Here is a 19,157-nt window from a genome sequence, read left to right as displayed (position 1 = left end):
GACTCCACCACGATGAAGTGAGGGACACATGCATCCGTTCACCCGGCGACAGCTGCTCGCCGCGGGCCTCGGCACCGCGGCACTCGGCGGCCTCACCGCCTGCTCCACGCCCGGCACCGTCTCGGTCAACGCCGGCGCGGCGATCCCGGCGGCCAGTGGGCCGATCCGGCTCCAGTACTGGGCCTGGCTCAAGGACCTGCAGAAGGTCTGCGACGTCTGGAACGCCTCGCACCCCGAGGTCCAGGTCGACGCGGTCTGGATCCCCGGCGGCAACGCCGGCGGCTATCAGAAGCTCTACTCGGCCCTCGCGGCCGGCGGCGGCCCCGATCTCGGCCAGGTCGAGATGCGCTCGCTCCCCGAGTTCCTGCTCGTCAACGGCCTCGTGGACCTCAACCGCTACGGCGCCGAGGAGTACGCCGACCGCTACGACCCCACTCTCTGGGGCCAGGTCAGCTACACCGGCGGCGTCTACGGGATCCCGCAGGACAGCGGCCCGATGGCGCTGTTCTACCAGCCGGAGATCTTCGACAGCGTCGGCGCCGAGACGCCCACCACCTGGGACGACTGGGCCGCGGTCGCGACCGAGCTGCGCGGCGTCGACTCCTACATCGACTGCTTCCCGCTCGCCGACGCCTCCGTCTTCGCCGCCTTCGCGACGCAGGCCGGCGCGCAGTGGCTGAAGGCGGAGGAGGACGGCTGGGTCATCGACATGACCGACGAGGCCACGACGAAGGTCGCCGCCTTCTTCGACACCGCGATCGACCAGGACCTGGTCGAGGTCGGCTACGGCGCCTACTCCCCCGCCTGGTTCGCGGCCGCCGCGAACGGCGGCATCGCCTCCTGCACCACCGCGAGCTGGGGCGATGCGCTGATCGAGGGCGTCAGCGGCGGCGCCGGCAAGTGGCGCGCGGCGCCGATGCCGGTCTGGGAGGGCGCGGGCTACGGCTCGAGCTTCCTCGGCGGCTCGACGGCCGCGGTCTTCGCGAACAGCAAGCACCCGAAGGAGGCCCTCGAGTTCGCCGTCTGGATGACCACCTCGCAGGAGGGCATCGACGCGATGATCGCCAACAGCGGCATCGGCTGGTCCCCGGCGGTCGGCGAGATCGGCTCGGTCCGGAAGGGTCCGAGCGACTTCTTCAGCGGCCAGAACTACAACGAGGACGTCTTCGTCCCCGCGGCCACGGAGCAGAACCCGGACTGGTCCTGGTGGCCGGTGACGCAGCAGTCGTTCAACATCCTCAGCGACGGCTTCCGCAAGAAGGCGTCCGGGCTCTCGCTCGTCGACGCCGTCGCGCAGGCGGAGCAGCAGATCATCACGGTCTTCCAGAACAAGGGCCTCAGCATCAGGAAGGCCTCCGCATGACCACCACGACCTCCCCCGCCGCCGCCGCGGTCGCGGCCACCTCGAAGGCGCCGGGCGCCTCGAAGCGGAGCCGCTCCGTCACCCGCGCCCCGTGGATCCTGCTCGCGCCGTTCCTGGCGCTCTTCGTCCTCACCTTCATCATCCCGATCGTCGTCGCCATCGGCTCGAGCTTCACGAAGGTGACCCGTTCGGGCCTCTTCGGCGAGGCGGGCGTGACCAGCGGCTTCGCCGGCTTCGACAACTACGCGCAGGCCCTCGCCGACGGCAACTTCATCGCCTCGATCGGCCGGATGTTCCTCTTCGGCATCGTGCAGGTGCCGATCATGATCGCGCTCTGCACGGTGCTCGCCCTGATGCTCGAGTCCGCCTCCGCGCGCTTCCCCGGCTTCTTCCGCGCCGCGTACTTCCTGCCCTACGGCGTGCCCGGCGTCATCGCCACGATCCTGTGGTCCTTCCTCTACGTGCCCGGGCTCAGCCCGATCATCGACGCGGCGAACGTGGTCGGCCTCGACCCCGACTTCCTCGGCGCGAACTCGGTGCTCTGGTCGATCGCGAACATCTCGCTCTGGAGCTACACCGGCTACAACATGCTGATCATCGTCGCTCAGCTGAAGTCGATCCCGGTCGAGCTCTACGAGGCCGCGAAGGTCGACGGAGCCTCCACCTGGCGGGTCGCGCGGAGCATCCAGCTCCCGCTGATCCGCCCGGCCCTGGTGCTCACGACGATCTTCTCGATCATCGGCACGCTCCAGCTCTTCGCCGAGGCGCAGGTGCTGAAGACGGTCGCGCCCGCGATCGACAGCCAGTACACGCCGAACCTCAGCGCGTACACCACCGCCTTCGCCTACAACGACTACAACGTCGCCGCCGCGCAGGCCGTGCTGATCGCGCTCGTCGCGTTCGCCCTCTCCTTCACGTTCCTCTCGATCTCGAACAGGAAGTCCTCATGAGCACGACGGAGCGCGCCACCGCCGATGCGCCCACGACCACCGGCATCGTCACCGCAGAACGGCCCGCGAAGGCCGGCCGCGGCCCCGACCGCTCGGCCGGGCGCAACCGCGCCTCGACGATCATCGTCACCGCGATCCTCGTCGTCGTCGCGATCTACTTCCTGATCCCGGTCTACTGGGTCGTCGTCGCCGCGACGAAGACCACGGGCGACCTCTTCGCCACCTACGGCTTCTGGTTCGCACCGACCTTCGCGCTCTGGGACAACCTGGGCCAGGTGCTGACCTACGACGGCGGCATCTTCGTCCGCTGGTTCCTCAACTCCGTGCTCTACGCGGGCGTCGGCGCACTGCTCGCGACCTACCTCGCGGCCGCGGGCGGCTACGCGCTGGCGAAGTACGAGTTCAAGGGCAGCAAGCTCGTCTTCGGCACGATCCTCGCCGGCGTCCTCGTCCCCGGCACCGCCACCGCGCTCCCGCTGTTCCTGCTCTTCAGCCAGATGGGCATCGCCAACACCTACTGGAGCGTGCTGATCCCCTCGCTGGTCTCGCCGTTCGGCCTGTTCCTCTGCCGGATCTACGCGCAGGCGACGGTCGACACCGCGATCATCGAGGCGGCCAGGATCGACGGCCCGAGCGAGCTGCGGATCTTCCACACCCTCGGGCTGCGGATCCTCACGCCGGCGCTGGTCACCGTGTTCCTCTTCCAGCTGGTCGGGATCTGGAACAACTACTTCCTGCCGCTCGTGATGCTCTCGGACACCGAGCTCTTCCCGATCACCCTCGGCCTGAACAACTGGCTCAGCCAGGTGGACCGGCTGCCCGAGTTCTACGAGCTCACGACCGGCGGCGTCCTGCTGTCGATCATCCCGCTCGCCATCGCCATGATCGTGCTGCAGCGCTTCTGGCGCGGCGGCCTGACCGAAGGATCCGTCAAGTGACCCTCGCCCCGACGTCCTCCCACTACCTCACCGATACCGGCCCCGGCTCCGGCCGCCGCCGCGCCGCCCGCTCGTGGCTGCACACCGACGCACCGACGCTGTCGCTCGACGGGGACTGGCGCTTCCGCCTGCTGCCCGCGGCGCCGGGAACGCCCGGCGGCGCCGATGCGCTGCCCGTGGGCGAGGGGGTGGACGACGTCGGGGCGGAGTCCTTCGACGACTCCGGCTGGGACGTGCTGCCCGTCCCGTCGCACTGGGTCCTCCAGGGCGACGGGCGCTACGGACTCCCCGCCTACACGAACGTGCAGTTCCCCTTCCCGACCGAGCCGCCGTTCGTCCCGGACGAGAACCCGACCGGCGACCACCGCCGCAGCTTCGAGCTGCCGCAGTCCTTCGCCGGCGCCGAGGCGGTCGTGCTCCGCTTCGACGGCGTCGAGTCGCGCTACCGCGTCTGGGTCAACGGCGTCGAGATCGGCATCGGCTCGGGCAGCCGGCTCGCGCAGGAGTTCGACGTCACCGAGGCGGTGCGGCCGGGTGAGAACCTCGTCGTCGTCCGCGTGCACCAGTGGTCCGCCGCGAGCTACGTCGAGGACCAGGACCAGTGGTGGCTGCCGGGGATCTTCCGCTCGGTGCACCTGATCGCCCGCCCCGTCGGCGGCGTCGAGGACGTCTTCGTGCGCGCCGCCTTCGACGCCGGCGCGGGCCGGATCGAGACCGAGCTGACGGCGGGCGACGCGGCCTTCCCGGTCACCCTCCGCGTCCCCGAGCTCGGCATCGAGACGGTCTGGGCGAGCGCCGGCGAGGTCGCTCCGATCGAGGTGCCGGCCGTCGAGCCGTGGTCGGCGGAGGCGCCCCGGCTCTACGACGCCGAAGTCGCCTCCTCGGGAGAAACGGTCTCGCTCCGCCTGGGCTTCCGCACCGTCGAGATCCGCGGCGACCGCTTCCTGGTGAACGGCGAGCGCGTCGTCTTCCACGGCGTCAACCGCCACGAGACGCACCCCGACCGCGGCCGGGCCTTCGACGAGGAGTTCGCCCGCGCGGACCTCGCGATGATGAAGCGGTTCAACGTCAACGCGATCCGCACCAGCCACTACCCGCCGCACCCGCGCCTGCTCGACCTCGCCGACGAGCTGGGCTTCTGGGTGATCCTCGAGTGCGACCTCGAGACCCACGGCTTCGAGCGCTACGGCTGGAAGGGCAACCCCAGTGACGACCCGGCCTGGCGCGAGGCCTACCTCGACCGGATCGAGCGCACCGTCGAGCGCGACAAGAACCACCCGAGCATCGTGATCTGGTCGCTCGGCAACGAGGCCGGCACCGGCGCGAACCTCGCCGCGATGTCCTCCTGGGTGCACGGCCGCGACCCCGAGCGCCCCGTGCACTACGAGGGCGACTACACCGGCGCCTACACCGACGTGTACTCGCGGATGTACTCGTCGATCCCCGAGACCGAGCAGATCGGCCGCGACGACTCGCGCACGCCGCTGCTCGGCTGCTCGGCCGGCGAGTCGGCGCGCCAGCGCTCGAAGCCGTTCCTGCTCTGCGAGTACGTGCACGCGATGGGCAACGGGCCCGGAGCGATCGACCAGTACGAGGACCTCGTCGACCGCTACCCGCGGCTGCACGGCGGCTTCGTCTGGGAGTGGCGCGACCACGGCCTGCGCGCTCGCACGCCCGAGGGCGTCGAGTACTACGCCTACGGCGGCGACTTCGGCGAGGTCGTGCACGACGGCAACTTCGTGATGGACGGCATGGTCCTCTCCGACGGCACGCCGAGTCCGGGGCTGTTCGAGTGGAAGCAGATCGTGGCGCCGGTGCGCGTCACGGTCGAGCCCGACGCCGTGCTGGTCGAGAACAGGCGTCACGACGCGTCGACCGCCGACCTGCGCTTCGCGTGGCGGGTCGAGCTCGACGGCCGGGTCACCGCGGAGGGCGTGCTCGACGCTCCCGCGATCGCGGCCGGCGGCTCCGCGCGCCTGGCGCTGCCCGTCTTCGACGTGCCGACCGGCGGCGAGGCGTGGCTGACCGTCGACGCGGCGCTCGCGTCGAGCACCGTCTGGGCCGAGGAGGGGCACGTGATCTCCACCGGTCAGCGCCGTCTCTCCGCGCTCGCACCGATGCCCGCTTGGGCCCGCTCGCCCCGCGGCGGCGCTTCCGTCGAGGGCGCTCTGGGGCTCGCGAGCTTCCGGAACGGCCGGCTCACCGCGCTGGCCGGGCTGGCGGTCGACGGACCGCGCGCCGAGCTCTGGCGCGCCCCGACCGACAACGACGAGGGCGACGGCTTCCCCGCCTACACCGAGGGCGACCCGCGCACCGGCAACGGCAACGGCGTGCCTGCGCCGTCCTCCGCGTCGCGCTGGCGCGAGGCGGGACTGGACCGGCTGGTCGGCCGGGTCGAGTCGGTCGACACCTCGGCGGGAGTCCGCCGGCGCACCCGCTGGTCCGCCGCCGACCTCGACGCGGCGCTCCTCGTCGAGGAGCACTGGAGCCTCGACGGCGACGGGGTCGTCCTCCGCGTCGACCTGGTGCCGACCCGCGGTTGGGGCTCGGTCTGGCCGCGGCTGGGCATCCGGCTCGACCTCCCGGCGTCGGTCGACGGCGCGGAGTGGTTCGGCACCGGTCCGCGGGAGTCATACCCCGACAGCATGCGCGCGACCAGGGTCGGCCGCTTCTCGGCCGGCATCGACGAGCTGAAGACGGAGTACGCGCGCCCGCAGGAGAACGGTCACCGCAGCGCCGTGCGGGAGCTGGTCCTCAACGAGGGCGGGTCCGCTCGCCTGCGCATCGAGGCGGCGGCCGACCTGCACGGCCGGCTCCCCGGCTTCACGCTCGCGCGCCACACCGCGCACGAGCTGACGGCGGCGGGTCATCCGCACGAGCTGCCCGCCTCGACCCGCTCGGTGCTCACGATCGACGCCGCCCAGCACGGCCTCGGCTCGCGCGCCTGCGGCCCGGACGTCTGGCCCGACTTCCAGCTGCGCCCGGAGGCCCGAACGATCCTGCTGCGCTTCACCGCCGCCGCCTGACCGCGCACCGGGCAACGCCTCCGTGAGCAGCCCGCGCAGCTCATGCAGCTCAAGCGGCCGGCGCGGCTCATGCTGATCGAGTAGACCTCGCAGAGGGCGTATCGAGATCCACCCACCGAACTACCGTGGGTCTCGATACGCCCCTGCGGGGCTACTCGACCAGCATGGGTACGCACCTGCGGGGCTACTCGACCAGCATGGGTACGCACCTGCGGGGCTACTCGACCAGCAGGGAGACGCCCGTGCGGAGCTACTCGACCAGCATGGGCAGGCCCTGCGGGGCTGCCCGACCAGCAGGAAAGGTGCCGGCTCGTCGAGCGGAGCCGACGCCCTCTTCCGGACATGTCCGCAAGCGGCGCTTGCGGCGGGGAGGCCCGACTCCGGACACTGGGGACTGCCTGGTCGGCGCAGACGACCACTGGGGGCGACCCGAACCCTCCCCGAGTGGTCGGGACCTTCTCGGCACCTGGGCCGGGAAGCCCGGACCGGAGCCGCGCCGCTACTGCTCGGCCGGTCCCTCCGGGGCCGCCCGGCCCTCCTCCGCCGACCAGGCCGCTCCCAGGGCGAAGAGAGTCGGAGCGCCGTAGTGCTCCATCGCGGCGGAGATGCGGCGCCGGCCCGTGCGCGGGTTGATCCCCAACCGGTGCGAGGCCGTCTCGAGGGTGAGGCCCGTCCGCATCAGCCGGAGCAGCGACGTCCAGCTCTGCTCGGCCGCATCGACCGGCAGCGCCTGCCGCCACAGCTGCTCGAAGTACGCGCTGACGAGTCCGGCGAGCGCCTCGTGCCGCACGCCCAGCACGCTCGTCGGCCGGGTCTCGCCCCACTCGAACGGCACGGCCAGGTACTCGCCGTCGACCCAGAACCAGCTCGGCATCGTCTCGAGCAGGCGGTACTCCACCCCGGCCTTCTGGTACGCCTCGATCCGGGCGAGCACCCGCGGGTCCCGGACGCCCTCGGCGGGGATGATGACCCGCACCCGGTCCTTCGCCGCCAGCGCCTGGCCGAAGCGCAGCGCCCGCTCGGTCGGCGGATCGAGGAAGCGCTGGACGTCCGGGAGCACCGCGATCAGCGTCCCGGAGTCCCTGCGGACGAGGTCGAACCAGAGGTCCTCCGAGGCGTGCGGCCCGTGACGCTGCAGCGTGGGGACGAGATCGTCGGCGGCGGCACCGACCGACCACGCGCCGAGCAGCGAGGGCAGGTCGCCGATGAGGCGCTCGATGCCGTCCAGCGCCTCGAGCGTGGCGCGGCGAGCCGCCACGGTGTGCCGGAGGACCGCGTCGGCCGCCCAGTCGGCGGGCGGGACGTAGGCGATCTCCTCGCCCTCGCCGCCGAGGAGCCCCAGAGCGCGGAACCGGTCGACGGCGATCCGCACGTCGCCCGGCGCCAGGTGGACCAGCTCCGCCGCCGCCGCGATCGTCCGAGGACGACCGCGGTGCAGCGCCGCGATCAGACTGTCGTCACGCACCGGGCGCAGCGCCTCACTGCTCCGTCGGGTGCGGGAGCGGTCCGCCGATGAGCAGGTCGTCGTTCTCGCGGCGACGGCGCAGGACGACGGTGGTCACCAGGCCGGCGATGAGCAGCGCGACGAGCACGCCCGCGCCGATGGTGAGCCCGACCCCGGCCGAGAGCCCGCCGGTGCTGGAGGCTGCGGGCGGCACGGTGCCGGCCTTGGCGGAGGTGATCGCGATGCCGCAGACCTGCGCGGCGTCGGGAGCCGTCGCGGTGGAGCCCTCCGCCGGGTAGGCGACCGTGACCGCGGCGGTGCGCTTGCTGATCGAGCCGACCGCGACGATGCAGTAGACCTCGGCCGTGGGCTCCGCGACGACGGCCTCGCCGAGGTCGAGGTCGGACCAGCCGAGCGCGTCGACGCGGACCGCGAGGTCGCCCGCCGCGAGGTCGGCCTGGACGCCGGCGGTCGTGTACGCGCCGACGGTGACGCTCTCGACCGGACCGAAGCCCCAGACCGCGCCGCGCGGCATGGCCGCCTCGGCGCTGGAGGACTCGCGCGGCTCGACGAGGATGCCGGGAGCGGAGGAGGCGGTCAGCCCGAAGGTGCTGGTCGCGGACGAGCCGCGGTCGCCGCTGATCGTGACCGTGTAGGTGCCGATGGAGAGGAGTGCCGCGGTGGGCACGGTGGCCGATCCGGTGCTGGTCGACTCGCCGTCCTGGCGGTTCTCGACCGTCAGCGCGGTCTCCGTCCCGGCGGGAGCGCGCAGCGTCGCCGTGGCGTTCTCCTCGCGCTGGAACCCGGCGTAGGCGACGCCCACCCCGTAGAAGCGGGCGAGATCGACGGTCAGCGATCCGGGGTCGACTCCGGCGTCACGCGTGAGGAACACCGAGACGGCGGGAGGGCTGCCGACGGTCTCCGCACCGGGGACGGGTGCCGCGGCGGGGTCGGCCGCGGAGGTCGAGAGCAGCGTCCGTCCGGGCGCGGAGGCGCGCGGCGCCGTCGTGCCGGCCTCGGTGGTCGCGGTGCCGCGGGAGTTGCCGCCGCCACCACTCGAGCCGCTTCCAGTGCCGCCGCTTCCGCCGGTTCCGCTGCCGCCGTTGCCGCTGCCGCTGCCGCTGCCGCCGTTGCCGCCGCCGTTTCCGCCGTTCCCGTTGTTGTTGCCCGGAGCGGGAGCACCCCCTCCTGAGCTCGGCGTGGGGTCGGACGTCGCAGGGGATCCAGTGCCGGACGTGGGCTGCGTTCCCGGCGAGGGGCTCGTCTCGGGCGAGGCAGTCGTCTCAGGCGAGGGGTCCGGTGTGCCGACAGGCGGGTCGGTGGTCTGCTCGGGCTCCGGGACCGGATCGGTCGTCGGCTCACCGGTGCCCGGGCTGGTCGTGGGAGGCGGCTCCTCGGTGGGCGTCGTATCGATCGGGCCCGGCTCGGTCACGACGGGCACCACCGGATCGGTCAACACGGGATCCGGCGGTGCCGGCTCGCTGGTCGTCGGAGAAGGGTCGGGCAGCGGCTCGGCCTGGGCCGAGGCGGGCAGCGCGAGCCCGGCGAGGAGCAGGGCGAGCGCGAGCGCGGACGCCGTGGAGCGGCGACGCTGCTGCAGCAGACGCTGTCGAGTCATGGAAGTTCCTCCCCCGCGAGACGCCGAACGCACCCCGAACGCGGGGAGCGAGCCTCCCCGTGAAGAGACTATGCGCGAACCGGCACCGCTCGACAGCAGTCCAGTCCCCCGTCCGAGGGGCCTTCTACAACATTCGCATCACGGCGGAAGCCCACCGATGCGCGGCGGTCAGGCGCGCTCGAGCAGGGCTCGGCGCAGGCGATCTGGCTCGACGCGCCAGTAGGTGTGCACGCGTCCGTCGATCAGGACGACCGGGATCTCCTCGACGAACCGCTCGTGCAGCTCGGCGTCGTCCAGGATCGAGGCCTCGGCGAGCGAGACGCTCGGAGCTCCGGGCACGTCCGCGAGCTCGGCGAGGACATGCTGCACGACGGCGCGGGCGTCGTCGCAGAGATGGCAGCCGGGCTTGCCCACGAGAGTCAGTGCCACATCCACCCGGTCAGTGTAGACGCGTCGCGGCGAGCCGATCGGGCCGGGGAGCGCACGGCGCGAACGCAGACGGCCCGAACGCCGAAGGGCCCGGAAACGCAGACGAGCGCCCGACCCCAGAGGGGCGGACGCTCGAAGGGTGAAGAGGCGCGAGCCTACTTCTTGTTGCGACGCTGGTGACGAGTCTTGCGAAGCAGCTTGCGGTGCTTCTTCTTCGCCATACGCTTGCGACGCTTCTTGATGACAGAACCCACGAAGACCTCACAACGTTCAGGGGGTCGACCGCCCGACGGACGGCCGCTTACGAAAAACTGGCTCCCGCGAGCTTACACGACGCGGCCCCCCACGAGAATCCGCGCCGTCGCGCCACCCCTGGCGGCGACCGACGCGGCCTCACTTGCGGATGCGCAGCGCCTCCGCGACCTTCGTCGCTCCCTCGCTCACGCCGCGCTGGATGTCCTGCACCACCGCGCTGACCTGGTGCGTCCGGTCGGCGAGCGCCCGCCCGAGCGACTCGGCTCGGGCGGCCGCGGCCGCGTCGAGCACAGCGGCGCCCTCGTCGGCCTCGTCCGCCGCGCCGAACGGCAGCAGCCAGTCCTCGACGGCGACGAGCGGCCCGTACTGCAGTGCGTAGATGCGGTGCTGCCCGCTCTCGCGGACGGTGACGAGCCCCGCCTCGCGCAGCACCTTGAGGTGCTTGGACACCGTCGGCTGGCTGAGCTCGAGCTTCGCGACGATGCGCGAGACGCTCATGCCGCCGGCGCCCCCGGCACCCTCGATCCGCTGCTCCAGGAGGAGCGAGAGGATGTCGCGGCGGGTGCCGTCCGCGATCACCGCGAAGATGTCAGCCATCCCCCCAGGGTAGTCAGCGCCCTCCGCCGCGGGCAGGGTGTCGCCCGTGCGTATGCCGCGCGGCGCATGGTGTCCGGGCGCCCCGGGAGCCGACCGGCGAGCGGGTAGCATGGCCGCGATCGAGTGGAGGGCCCGCCGTGGTGGTTCGGCAGCAGTTCCGCAGCCCCGTGGGCGTCTCGCCGGCCTCGCCGTGGTCGAGCTTCGCCCGGGCCCGCGACCTCGTCGACGACTTCGCCGGCCGGTCGCCGTCGCGCTTCGCGATCATGATCTTCTCGGGCCTGATCCTCGTCTTCACCCTGCTCTTCTCGCTGCCGGTGTCGAGCACGACCGGCACCGTCACCCCGCTGCACGACGCCTTCTTCACCGCGATGTCGGTGATCTGCGTCACCGGCCTCGCCACGGTCGACATGGCCACGCACTGGTCCGCGTTCGGCCACTCGATCGTCTTCATCGGCGTGAACATCGGCGCCCTCGGCGTGCTGACGCTCGCGTCGATCATGGGCCTGGCGATCTCGCGCCGCCTCGGGCTCCGCGCGAAGCTGATGGCCGCGAGCGACTCGAACCCGCTCCGCATCCACTCCGGTCCCGTCGCCGAGGGCCAGGCCGTGCGGCTCGGCGAGATCGGCGGTCTGCTCGCGACGGTCGCCATCAGCGCCGCGGTGATCGAGATCGTGGTCGCCCTCCTCCTCTTCCCGCGGATGCTGATCGACGGGATCCCGATCGGCGAGGCGATCTGGCACTCCTTCTACTACTCCGCGATGGCGTTCACGAACACCGGCTTCGCCCCGAACGCCGCCGGCCTGACGCCGTTCGAGGACGACTACTGGTTCCTCGGGATCCTGATGATCGGCGTCTTCCTCGGCTCGATCGGCTTCCCGGTGATCTACGCCTTCTCGCGCGGCTGGCGGCGCCCGCGCAAGTGGTCGGTGCACGTCAAGCTCACGCTGGTCACCTCGCTGATCCTGCTCGTCGCGGGCGCGGTGCTCTACATCGTGCTCGAGTTCGACAATCCGACGACCTTCGGCACCCTCGACGCCGGCGACACCGTCTTCCAGTCCTTCTTCCTCTCGACGATGACGCGCTCGGGCGGGTTCTCGACCATCTCGATCCCCGATCTCAACGGCTCCAGCCTGCTCGTCACCGACATGCTGATGTTCATCGGCGGCGGCTCGGCCTCGACGGCCGGTGGCATCAAGGTCACGACGCTCGCGATCCTCTTCCTCGCGGCGTTCGCCGAGGCGCGCGGCAACAACGACATGGAGGCGTTCGGCCGCCGGATCCCCAACGACGTGCTGCGCCTCGCGGTCTCCGTCGTGCTCTGGGGAGCCACCACCGTCGCCGTCTCGTCGGTCCTGATCCTGCACATCACCAAGGCGCCGCTCGACCACGTCCTCTTCGACGTGATCTCGGCGTTCGCGACCTCCGGTCTGTCGACGGGGCTCACCGCCGAGCTGCCGACCTCCGGCGTCTACGTGCTGGCGCTGACGATGTTCATGGGCCGCGTTGGTACCGTGACTCTCGCTGCCGCGCTCGCCGCGAGCCAGCGCAGGCAGTTGTTCAGACGACCGGAAGAGAGGCCCATCGTTGGTTGACCGCATCAGGTACGACGCCCCGGTGCTGGTGATCGGCCTCGGTCGCTTCGGCGCCGCGACGGCCGGCCAGCTCGACCGGCTCGACCGCGAGGTGCTCGCGATCGACGCCGACGCCGGGCTCGTGCAGAAGTGGTCGGAGCGGGTCACCCACGCGGTCCAGGCCGACGCCCGCTCGCTCGACGCCCTCGCCCAGATCGGCGCGCAGGACTTCCAGGTCGCCGTCGTCGCCGTCGGCTCCTCGATCGAGGCGTCGGTGCTGATCACCGCGAACCTCGTCGACCTCAAGATCCCGCAGATCTGGGCCAAGGCGATCTCGCGCTCGCACGGCAAGATCCTCGAGCGGATCGGCGCGAACCACGTGATCTACCCGGAGGCCGAGGCGGGCGAACGCGTGGCGCACCTGGTCTCGGGCCGGATGCTCGACTTCATCGAGTTCGACGACGACTTCGTGCTGGCCAAGATGTACCCGCCGAAGCCGATCCGCGGTCTGACCCTCACCGAGTCGGGCGTGCGCCGCAAGCACCGCGTCACCGTCGTCGGCGTGAAGAGCCCGGGCAAGCCGTTCACCTACGCGACCGAGCAGACCGTCGTCTCCAACCACGACCTCATCGTCGTCAGCGGCACCCCCACCGACATCGAGCGCTTCGCGGCCCTCGGCTCCTGACCCCCGCGCGGGTCCGACCCCCTCCGCGAGATGCCACTTATGAGCTCCCGTCACGGCGTGTCGGGCTCATAAGTGGCATCTCGCGGAGGAGCGGCGGGCGTCAGGAGGCGGCGAGCTCGCGGGCGCGGGCCAGGGCCGCGTCCGTCGCGCGGGTGAAGAGGGCGGCGAGGTCCGCCTCCTGCAGGACGGCGATCGCGCGCTCGGTCGTGCCGTTCGGGCTGGTGACCCGGCGGCGCAGCTCGGCCGGCTCCTCGCCGGAGTGCACCAGCAGCTCGGCGGCACCCCGGAAGGTGCCGGTGACCATCGTCGCCGCCTGCTCGGGCGTGAAGCCCTTGGCGAGCGCCGCGGCGGTCAGCTCCTCGACCAGGAGGAAGACGTAGGCCGGGCCCGATCCCGAGATCGTCGACAGCGCGTCGAGCTGCGACTCCGGCACCTCCACCACCTCGCCGACGGTCTCGAACAGCCGGCGCACCAGCGCCAGGTCGTCCTCGCTCGAGCGGGTGCCGGCGCTCAGGCCGGTGACCGCGCGGCCCACGACGGCCGGGGTGTTCGGCATCGAGCGCAGCACGGACACCGAGGCGGGCAGGTGCGCCTCGAACGTCGCGACCGTCACGCCCGCCGCGACGCTGACCACGATCGTCCCGGGGGCGAGGGCGTCGGCGATCTCGTCGAGCAGCGCGGGCACCATGTGCGGCTTCACGGCCACCAGCACCACGGCGGCGCCGTCGACCGCGCGCCGGTTCGCCTCCGGGTCGTCGGCGGTCGCGAACGCGGTCACCACCGGGTGGCCGCTCCAGCGCGCCGCCTTCTCCGCGTCGCGGTTGGTCACGCGGACACCGCCCTGCACCTCCACGCCGGGGGCGAGCAGTCCACTGAGGATCGCGCCCCCCATCGAGCCGAGCCCGAGGACGGCGATGGACGGGAGCTGCACGGGTGCGTCGGTCATCCGCCCATCGTACGAAGGCGATCTCCGCGCAAGGGGCACGACTCGGTCGACGGCGGGAGCCTGCTGCCCGGCGCACGCCTCCTAGGATGGGCCGACCACCCCCGAGCACCAGCACCCCGACGAGTCACCCCGAGGAGACCCCGTGAGCGCATCCGGAGGCGGTTCCGCCATCATCGCGGCGCTGGCCGCGAACCTCGGCATCGCGCTGACCAAGCTCGTCGCCTGGTTCTTCTCGGGCTCGGCCTCGATGCTGGCCGAGGGCGTGCACTCGCTCGCCGACTCCGGCAACCAGCTGCTGCTCCTGCTCGGCGGCCGCAAGTCGCGGAAGGCCGCCGACGAGGAGCACCCGTTCGGCTACGGCCGCGAGCGCTACGTCTACGCCTTCGTCGTCGCGATCATCCTCTTCTCCGTCGGCGGCGTGTTCTCGATCTACGAGGGCGTCGAGAAGATCGCCGAGCCGCACGAGCTCGAGAACGCCTGGCTGCCGATCCTGGTCCTCGTCGTCTCGATCTGCCTCGAGGGCTACTCGCTGCGCACCGGGGTCAAGGAGTCGAACAAGGTCCGCGGGCAGCAGTCCTGGCTGCAGTTCATCCGCCGGGCGAAGGCGCCGGAGCTGCCCGTCGTGCTGCTGGAGGACGTCGCCGCGCTCACCGGTCTCGTCTTCGCGCTGCTCGGCGTCGGCCTCTCGGTGATCACCGGGAACACGGTCTTCGACGCGATCGGCACCATCATGATCGGCACCCTGCTGGTCGTCGTCGCGATCGTCCTCGGCGTCGAGACCAAGAGCCTGCTGGTCGGCGAGGGCGCGACCCCGGCCGACGCCGCGGCGATCCGCACGGCCATCGAGGCCGGTCCGGACGTCGAGCGCGTCATCCACATGAAGACCCTCTACCTCGGTCCGGACGAGATCCTCGTCGCCGCCAAGCTCGCCTTCCCCGCCGCCGAGACGATGGCCGAGCTGGCCGCGGGGATCGACGCGACGGAGAAGCGCATCCGCGACGCGGTCCCGGCCGCCCGCGTCATCTACCTCGAACCCGACGTCGACCGCGGGGCGCAGCCGCCCTCGGCGGAGCCGACCGCCGCCGCCGGGAGCGCCGGCTGATGCGCCGGGTCCTCGCGATCGTCAACGAGCGCGGCGCCGGACTCGGCGCCCTCGAGCCGATGCTGCGCGACCGGGGCTTCGCGGTCGACGCGGTCGCCGGCACCGACCTCGACTCCGTCGACATCCTCGCGCCCGACCTCGTCGTCACCCTCGGCTCGAGCGCCGGCGTCTACGAGACCGCGCGGCACCCCTTCATCTCGCCCGAGATCGCCCTGCTGCAGGACCGGCTGCACCACCGCCGGCCGACCCTCGGCGTCTGCTTCGGCGCGCAGCTGATCGCCGCCGCGCTCGGCGAGGAGGTCCGCCCCGGCCCGACCCGCGAGGTCGGCTTCCGCGGCATCGTCGCGACCGAGGCGGGGCTCCGCTCGCCGCTGCGCCACCTCGCCGAGGTCCCGGTGATGCAGTGGCACAGCGACACCTTCGATCTGCCGGCGGGGACGACCCTGCTCGCCTCCTCGCCCTCCTACGCCGTCGAGGCCTTCGCGATCGACGGCTGGCTGCTCGGCGTGCAGTTCCACCCGGAGCTCACCGGCGAGCTGGCCGGGCGCTGGCTCGAGGGCGACGCCGAGTACGCCGCGGGAGCGGGATACGGGCACGAGCAGCTCGAGGACGACGTGCGCGAGGGCCGCTTCGAGCGGATGCGGACGGCGACGGAGGCCGCGCTCGGCGAATGGGTCGGCGCGCAGGGCTGAGTCGCGTGCTCCGGAGTCTCGCGCTCCGGGCCGCTCAGCGCTTCGCCGCGAAGAAGTCGAGCAGCAGCCGCGCACCCTCGTCGGCCCGCAGCCCCGGGTACACCTCGACCACGTGGTGCAGCCGGCGGTCCCGGAGCAGGTCGTGCACCGAGCCGGCCGCGCCCGCCTTCTCGTCCCACGCCCCGAAGACGACGCGCTCGAGCCGGGCGGCGAGGATCGCCCCGGCGCACATCGCGCACGGCTCGAGGGTGACCACGAGGGTGCAGCCCGCGAGCTGCCAGTCTCCGCGGGCGGCAGCGGCCTCCCGCAGTGCGACCACCTCGGCGTGCGCCGTCGGATCCGTGCGCAGCTCGCGCTCGTTGCGGCCGCGCCCGATCACCGCACCGTCGGGGTCGACGACCACCGCGCCGACCGGCACGTCGCCCCACCCGGCGGCCCGGCGGGCCTCGTCGAGCGCGAGCCGCATCCAGGCGTCCGCCTCGGGAGGGAGGGGGAGGTCGCTCTCGCGCATCGCGCCCCCTCGTCCGGCTCCGGCCGGCTCCGACCGGCAAGTAGATTGAGCTTATGCGCGTCCACGTAGCCGACCACCCGCTGATCACGCACAAGCTCACCGTGCTGCGCGACAAGCGCACCCCCTCCCCCACCTTCCGGCAGCTCGCCGAGGAGCTGATGACCCTGCTCGCCTACGAGGCGACCCGCGGCGTCCGCACCCGCACCGTCACCATCGAGACGCCGGTCACCACGACCACCGGTCTCGCGCTGAGCGACCCACAGCCTCTGGTCGTGCCGATCCTGCGCGCGGGCCTCGGGATGCTCGAGGGCATGGTCAAGCTCATCCCCACCGCCGAGGTGGGCTTCCTGGGCATGGCACGCAACGAGGAGACCCTCGAGCCGACCACCTACGCCGAGCGCCTGCCCGACGACCTGTCCAACCGCCAGTGCTTCGTGCTCGACCCGATGCTCGCCACCGGCGGCTCGCTGATCGCGGCCATCCAGTTCCTCTTCGACCGCGGCGCCGAGGACGTCACCGCCGTCTGCCTGCTCGCCGCCCCCGAGGGCCTCGCGGCCGTGGAGAAGGCGTTCGTCGGCAAGGACGTGACCATCGTCCTCGGCTCGCTCGACGAGAAGCTCAACGAGCTCGGCTACATCGTCCCCGGGCTCGGCGACGCGGGCGACCGCCTCTACGGGCTCGCCGGCTGAGCCGTTCCGGGCGCCCGGCGCGGCGCCCGGAACGTGCCAGTCCGGGCGGATCTGTTGACGGGGTCCGCCGCCATCCGCTTTACTTTCGGACATGACTGACAACGCGCACGCCCTGACCTCCCTTGAGGCCATCGGGGATGCCGGCATGATGATGGCCGGCGGCCTCGTCCTGCGCTGTCGAATGTGCGCCTGAGGAATGACCCTCGCCGGTTCTCCGCACAGCCTCCGCCCCCGATCGCACTGATCGAGCCGATCCTCTGATCGGCCGGGCGTCGCAGGCGCGGTGAACCCCTGGATGCCCCGCATCCGCCCCTGCCGGCCCGCACCTCGTGCACCGGCTCTCGCGCGCACACCCGGATCCGCTCCCGGACACTCGTCCCGGATCCGACCAGCCCAAGGATTCGTCATGTCCCTCCTCCACGCCCGTCCCGTCTCCACTCCCGTCGCCGCCCCCCGCCTGCAGGCCGCCCTCGAGGCGGCGCCCGCCGCTCCCCGGCTCCGCGCCGTGCCGCAGGGCACCGAGGCCCGCGGCTTCGCCCTCTACGTCGGCATCGACGAGGCCAAGGCCCGCGCGGCCGGCATCGACCTCGGCCGCCTGGTCGAGGAGCTCAAGCGCGTCACCGCCGAGTTCGCTCCCGACGCCGAGACCTACGCCTCCGTCGCCCTCGCCCCGCAGGGCGCCGGCGGCCGCGACGTCGACGTCGTCCGCCTCGCCCTCCAGGACCCGGCCGCCGTCGCCCGCCGCCGCTCCGAGACCGAGCCCGACCTCGACCGCGCCCCCGGCGGCGTCGTCATCGACATCTCGCGCAAGCGCGTCATCCTCGACGACGAGACCACCGCCCTCACCTACAAGGAGTTCGAGCTGCTGCAGTACCTCGTCCTCCGAGAGGGCCGCACCATCGAGCGCGCCGAGCTGATCTCCTCGCTCTGGGGAGCCGCCGACGACGACGCCCCGAACGAGCGCACCATCGACGTGCACGTCCGCCGCCTCCGCGCCAAGCTCGGCCGCTACGAGGACATCGTCCGCACCGTCCGCGGCGTCGGCTACCGCTTCGACCGCCACGCGGACGTCGCCATCCGCTACGCGTCCACCCCTAGCCCCGATCTGTTCTGAATTGCTGCGCGAGCGCGAGCGCTCGCTCCGCCGCGGTCGGCTCCTCAGGTGGTCGCGTTCCATAGAGCGTCCTGCGTACGGCTCGTGGAAAACGCTGACACGCGTTTTCCACCTGACGCCTCGCGGGCGGCCGCTGGTCGTTCGGCCCGAGTCGGACGAGGGGTCGGCGGCACCACATGCTGGTCGAGTAGCCGCGGGACGCGGCGTATCGAGACCCACGCCTCTGCGGTGGGGGGATCTCGATACGCCCGCGGAGCGGGCTACTCGATCAGCATGAAAGGGACAGCGGCGCTTCGCGCGTCCGCAAGCGGCAGCGCTCCGCGTGCCTGCGGGTCCCGCGCTCGGTCGACGGAGGCCGCGCCATCATGCTGGTCGAGTAGGCGCGGGACGCGGCGTATCGAGACCCCGCCTCCGGGGCGACGCGGGGTCACAGGGAAACTTCAGGAAATCGGTCCTTGCGGCGTTATCGATCCGTTATATAGTTCAAGTGCGTCGACCGTTTGCTGTGGCGGGAAGCGCAAGAAGTGATTGCAGGACACTCTTGGTGCAAGGGAATGAAGGCCGGCCGCTCGCCTCAGCGGCCGGCCTTCTGTCGTTCCAGGACTGAGCACCGCCTCCGCGCGACACCCGCCGGACGACCCCGCGCCCCGGGCGCCGGACGACCGTCGAGACGCCGTATCCTGAACGGAACACAAGGAGGATGCGTGAGCTCGAGACGTGCGGTCGCCGCGTGGGAGTCGCTGTTCCGAGCGCAGGTGCACGTGATGCGGGCGCTGAGCACCGACTTCCCGTCGAAGGAGATCTCGCTCAACGAGTACGACGTCCTCTTCAACCTCACGCTCCAGCCCGAGCGCCGGGCCCGGCTCCGGGACCTGAACAAGCACGTCCTCCTGACGCAGCCGAGCGTCAGCCGCCTGATCGACCGCCTGGTCGCCCGCGGCTGCGTGACCAAGAGCGAGGACCCGACCGACGCCCGCGGCACGGTCATCCAGATCACCGACGAGGGCTACGCACTCTTCCGACGGGTGGCGATGACACACATGCAGACGATCTCCGACCACGTCGGCGCGGCGCTCGACGACGACGAGCTGGACCAGCTGACCGCCCTCTGCGACAAGCTGCGCGAGCGCGTCGCCTCGGCCTGAGAGCTCCCGTCCTCCGCTAGCACGCCCCGCCGCCGCGCGGCCAGCACTTCGCAGGGGCGCCGCGCTCGCGGATCATGGAGGC

Annotated in this window: 18 protein-coding genes; 11 read left to right on the top strand and 7 right to left on the bottom strand. The window is 72.1% G+C overall.

Translation table 11 applies throughout. The annotated features are described in order from the left end of the window. Nucleotides 1-28 precede the first annotated feature (28 nt). Genes EDF35_RS15750 through EDF35_RS15735 form a run of 4 tightly spaced genes read left to right on the top strand, consistent with a single transcriptional unit; the run spans nt 29 to nt 6,277 of the window. On the top strand, nt 29-1,363 hold the full coding sequence (locus EDF35_RS15750; RefSeq protein WP_123732827.1) for an extracellular solute-binding protein: 1,335 nt from the start codon (nt 29-31) through the stop codon (nt 1,361-1,363). Beyond that, complete coding sequence (locus EDF35_RS15745) at nt 1,360-2,313, top strand: sugar ABC transporter permease (RefSeq protein ID WP_123732826.1); 954 nt, start codon at nt 1,360-1,362, stop codon at nt 2,311-2,313. The genes EDF35_RS15750 and EDF35_RS15745 overlap by 4 nt, the downstream gene beginning before the upstream one ends. Then, a complete protein-coding gene (locus EDF35_RS15740; RefSeq protein WP_133963008.1) occupies nt 2,310-3,251 on the top strand; it encodes a carbohydrate ABC transporter permease in 942 nt (313 codons plus the stop codon). Before EDF35_RS15745 ends, EDF35_RS15740 begins: the two co-directional genes overlap by 4 nt. Next, the gene (locus tag EDF35_RS15735; RefSeq protein WP_133963007.1) at nt 3,248-6,277 is read left to right on the top strand and encodes a glycoside hydrolase family 2 TIM barrel-domain containing protein; all 3,030 of its coding nucleotides are present in this window, start codon (nt 3,248-3,250) and stop codon (nt 6,275-6,277) included. Before EDF35_RS15740 ends, EDF35_RS15735 begins: the two co-directional genes overlap by 4 nt. A gap of 499 nt (nt 6,278-6,776) precedes the next feature. On the opposite strand, the gene EDF35_RS15730 is transcribed toward EDF35_RS15735, so the two are convergent. The 5 genes from EDF35_RS15730 to EDF35_RS15710 form a co-directional block, all read right to left on the bottom strand. Further along, complete coding sequence (locus tag EDF35_RS15730; protein WP_133963006.1) at nt 6,777-7,742, bottom strand: hypothetical protein; 966 nt, start codon at nt 7,740-7,742, stop codon at nt 6,777-6,779. A 13-nt stretch (nt 7,743-7,755) separates the two neighbouring features. Further along, the gene (locus tag EDF35_RS15725; protein ID WP_133963005.1) at nt 7,756-9,339 is read right to left on the bottom strand and encodes a hypothetical protein; all 1,584 of its coding nucleotides are present in this window, start codon (nt 9,337-9,339) and stop codon (nt 7,756-7,758) included. A gap of 168 nt (nt 9,340-9,507) precedes the next feature. Then, entirely contained in the window at nt 9,508-9,774 is a 267-nt protein-coding gene (locus EDF35_RS15720) for a glutaredoxin family protein (protein ID WP_133963004.1), read from the bottom strand. Nucleotides 9,775-9,923: 149 nt separating this feature from the next. Next, nucleotides 9,924-10,022: an AURKAIP1/COX24 domain-containing protein gene (locus EDF35_RS15715; protein ID WP_003792170.1), complete on the bottom strand. Its 99-nt coding sequence runs from the start codon at nt 10,020-10,022 to the stop codon at nt 9,924-9,926. Between the two features lie 139 nt (nt 10,023-10,161). Next, on the bottom strand, nt 10,162-10,620 hold the full coding sequence (locus EDF35_RS15710) for a metalloregulator ArsR/SmtB family transcription factor (RefSeq protein ID WP_133963003.1): 459 nt from the start codon (nt 10,618-10,620) through the stop codon (nt 10,162-10,164). 260 nt (nt 10,621-10,880) lie between these two features. Between EDF35_RS15710 and EDF35_RS15705 the strand changes: the two genes are divergently transcribed. Both EDF35_RS15705 and EDF35_RS15700 read left to right on the top strand, forming a co-directional pair. Continuing rightward, nucleotides 10,881-12,212 carry a potassium transporter TrkG gene (locus EDF35_RS15705; protein WP_243587915.1) on the top strand — a complete coding sequence of 444 codons (1,332 nt, stop codon included), beginning with the start codon at nt 10,881-10,883 and terminating at the stop codon, nt 12,210-12,212. Then, on the top strand, nt 12,205-12,876 hold the full coding sequence (locus EDF35_RS15700; RefSeq protein ID WP_123446620.1) for a TrkA family potassium uptake protein: 672 nt from the start codon (nt 12,205-12,207) through the stop codon (nt 12,874-12,876). Before EDF35_RS15705 ends, EDF35_RS15700 begins: the two co-directional genes overlap by 8 nt. 100 nt (nt 12,877-12,976) lie before the next feature. Here EDF35_RS15700 and proC read toward each other — a convergent pair whose 3' ends face one another. After that, complete coding sequence (gene proC / locus EDF35_RS15695; protein WP_123736764.1) at nt 12,977-13,822, bottom strand: pyrroline-5-carboxylate reductase; 846 nt, start codon at nt 13,820-13,822, stop codon at nt 12,977-12,979. Nucleotides 13,823-13,964: 142 nt separating this feature from the next. On the opposite strand from proC, the gene EDF35_RS15690 reads away from it, so the two are divergent. Then, entirely contained in the window at nt 13,965-14,924 is a 960-nt protein-coding gene (locus EDF35_RS15690) for a cation diffusion facilitator family transporter (protein WP_133963002.1), read from the top strand. Then, nucleotides 14,924-15,616, top strand: coding sequence for a gamma-glutamyl-gamma-aminobutyrate hydrolase family protein (locus tag EDF35_RS15685; protein WP_127887434.1), 693 nt, complete (start codon nt 14,924-14,926; stop codon nt 15,614-15,616). Before EDF35_RS15690 ends, EDF35_RS15685 begins: the two co-directional genes overlap by 1 nt. Before the next feature lie 34 nt (nt 15,617-15,650). Here EDF35_RS15685 and EDF35_RS15680 read toward each other — a convergent pair whose 3' ends face one another. Next, the gene (locus EDF35_RS15680) at nt 15,651-16,127 is read right to left on the bottom strand and encodes a nucleoside deaminase (protein ID WP_243840013.1); all 477 of its coding nucleotides are present in this window, start codon (nt 16,125-16,127) and stop codon (nt 15,651-15,653) included. 53 nt (nt 16,128-16,180) lie between these two features. On the opposite strand from EDF35_RS15680, the gene upp reads away from it, so the two are divergent. The 3 genes from upp to EDF35_RS21280 all read left to right on the top strand — a co-directional run bounded on the left by upp (nt 16,181) and on the right by EDF35_RS21280 (nt 19,075). After that, nucleotides 16,181-16,816, top strand: coding sequence for a uracil phosphoribosyltransferase (upp, locus tag EDF35_RS15675; protein ID WP_123446624.1), 636 nt, complete (start codon nt 16,181-16,183; stop codon nt 16,814-16,816). A 406-nt stretch (nt 16,817-17,222) separates the two neighbouring features. Beyond that, nucleotides 17,223-17,930, top strand: a complete 708-nt coding sequence (locus EDF35_RS15670) for a winged helix-turn-helix domain-containing protein (protein ID WP_133963001.1) — start codon at nt 17,223-17,225, stop codon at nt 17,928-17,930. Nucleotides 17,931-18,694: 764 nt separating this feature from the next. Next, entirely contained in the window at nt 18,695-19,075 is a 381-nt protein-coding gene (locus tag EDF35_RS21280; protein WP_123736825.1) for a MarR family winged helix-turn-helix transcriptional regulator, read from the top strand. Nucleotides 19,076-19,157: the final 82 nt, after the last annotated feature.

It is taken from the genome of Rathayibacter sp. PhB151, assembly GCF_004366415.1.
Taxonomy (GTDB): Bacteria; Actinomycetota; Actinomycetes; order Actinomycetales; family Microbacteriaceae; genus Rathayibacter; species Rathayibacter festucae.
Note: the sequence above shows the minus strand (reverse complement) of the source record. Positions and strands in the feature narration are given on the sequence as shown.